This window comes from Archangium sp., assembly GCF_036389735.1.
Classification (GTDB): Bacteria; Myxococcota; Myxococcia; order Myxococcales; family Myxococcaceae; genus Archangium.
Window position 1 is genome coordinate 1 of sequence record NZ_DASVWK010000217.1, and the last position, 1,998, is coordinate 1,998.

Here is a 1,998-nt window from a genome sequence, read left to right on the forward strand (position 1 = left end):
GAATCGCTTCACGTTGCCCGGTGTCTGCTCGACGATGTGGTGCCACTCCTTCCCAGGGCCCGCCGAGCCCATGGCCCTCTTGAATCCGCTGTACGAGCCCCACGCCCTGAAGCCGTTGGGGGGAGCCCCAGCCGTCATGGCGACAGAGCCAGGCGCAAGGGCGATGGTGACGGTCCCAGCGCTGATGGCGACCGACTCCACTTCTCCCACCGCCGCGAGCCGGAGACCCACCTGTGTCTCCGCCTGCACCGCCGCCTGCATGGAGCCGGGTAGCTTCGGTACCGTCGCCCCCAGCCCCGGCGCCGTGTTTCCGATAGCGGCCATGGCCAGCATGGCGAACGCTCGCGCCGCGTTGCGGCCCATGAGCTTGCCGTAGCGCTCCCCCGCCGCACGTAGCTCGTTGAACGTGGTGGCCCGGTCCGCCTCGTCCATCAGCCGCTTGAAGCCCAGGACGAGGCCCCAGAAGGTATCGACGCCCACGTAGGCAATGAGTGTGGCGGTCATCACGGCGGCGAGGCCCTTGGAGATCGTCACGTCGGGAATGGAGACGAGGAGCATGTACGTCGTCCACGTCCAGAGCACCGCCGCCACCATGGCGTGTGGGTCGGCCATGTCCTTGAACGCCACCAGCATCTCGTCCAGCACGGCGCCCCTGGCGAGGGCCAGGGCCAGAGCGAACCGGCCATCCCCGGTGACGGTGGGGCACTCCGTCAGCAGGCGCAGACAGTCTCCGGGCCTGCCGGTGCGCTCGCACCAGCGCAGGTAGTCGCGCGTCAACTCCACCTCCGCGGCCGTTGACTCCCCCTCCAGGTGCTCGCCGGGCTCGTGAGGAGTGATGCGGCGGCTGCGTGTCTCGTACGTGTACGAACCGCTCCGTGCCTCCATCTCGAACAGCCGCCGGGCGGCTTCCTGGGGTCGAGCGGGAGGTCGAGTGTCCCGGGCCAGCTTCGCCACGGCTTCCTCGAACGCCTCGTCGTCCAGCTCCACCGGCTCGGCGCGGCCCGTGTCCAGGCGCACCCCCCGAGAGGCCGTGCCACACCCGACGAGGAGCACCAGCGACACGATCGTGCAGCACAGCCTCATGGGGATTTCTCCTGATCTCGAAGCATACCCAAGCGGTGTCAAAGGAATCGAACTGCCCGTTGCTGGGGAGCGCTGGGCGTGCCACCCGTGGAGTAGGAAATGCCAAATGCACCGTGCACCTCCTGGAGCGAGGGCACGGCTCCGTGCGAACAAGAGCCCAGGTCTCGGGCGGGCGGGAGGCCAGCGAGGAGCACGCATGGACGAGGAAAAGAAGTCCGAGGCGAGCCAGGAGGACGTGGAGCGCCTGGGGCCGTACCAGCTTCACGAGCAGGTGCCGCAGGACGAGCACAGCCGGGATGAACTCTGCCTGGCCACGCACGAGCTTGAGGATGTGCAGGCTACCCCGGGTCGAGGGCCCAGGTACCTTCCTCCCATCTCTTCAGGGCCTGCCCGGCTTTGAATGAGACCAACCCCTCTCCCTTGGCGGCCTCCTCCAGGACCGCTTTGGCCTCGGCCGTCCGGTAGCGGAGCAGATGCGCGGCGGCCATGACGCGCACGTCCATGCGCTCGTGCTTGAACAGCACGAGGAGGGCATCACGCCCGGCATCGCCGTGGGCCAGGAGCTTGTCGACCGCGGCCCCGTACTTCCTGGCGTGCTTGTTCCCGGTCTTGGCGTCTCCCCGCCAGATGGCGTCGGTCTGCGCGGCCACGTTCAGCGCGAACTGCTCGACCAGTTCCTCCAGCTTCATTACCAGAATCCCTTCGTTACTCTCTCGAGGGCTAGCAGCCCGAACTCGCGTTGGGCCTCGTACGATTGCGTGCTCAACCACTGCCGCACGGTCAGGGTGGCCGAGCCGGTGATATCCCGCTGAATAGACGAGTAGAGCGCGCTGAGGCGGGTGTGGATGCCCTTGTCCAACGGGGTGATGTTCTCGGTGTTGTGAAGGGCCTGGGGTCCGAATCGCTTCACGTTGC

The 1,998-nt window shown here is 67.4% G+C and carries 2 protein-coding genes and 1 pseudogene; all 3 read right to left on the reverse strand.

Features of this window, described 5'->3' with window-relative positions:
- A partial coding sequence (locus VF794_RS08075) for a hypothetical protein (protein WP_331108602.1) occupies positions 1-1,083 on the reverse strand: 1,083 nt, incomplete at its 3' end.
- A 338-nt stretch (positions 1,084-1,421) separates the two neighbouring features.
- Positions 1,422-1,772 (reverse strand): DUF2019 domain-containing protein, encoded by a 351-nt coding sequence (locus VF794_RS08080; protein WP_331108603.1) that lies wholly within the window; start codon positions 1,770-1,772, stop codon positions 1,422-1,424.
- Positions 1,772-1,998 (reverse strand): annotated as a pseudogene (locus VF794_RS08085) (hypothetical protein); the annotation flags it as partial. The pseudogene VF794_RS08085 and the gene VF794_RS08080, both read right to left, overlap by 1 nt.

Bases quoted from the DNA above. Each gene is read 5' to 3' on its own strand.
- VF794_RS08080 (WP_331108603.1), bottom strand. From the start codon at position 1,772: ATGAAGCTGGAGGAACTGGTCGAGCAGTTCGCGCTGAACGTGGCCGCG.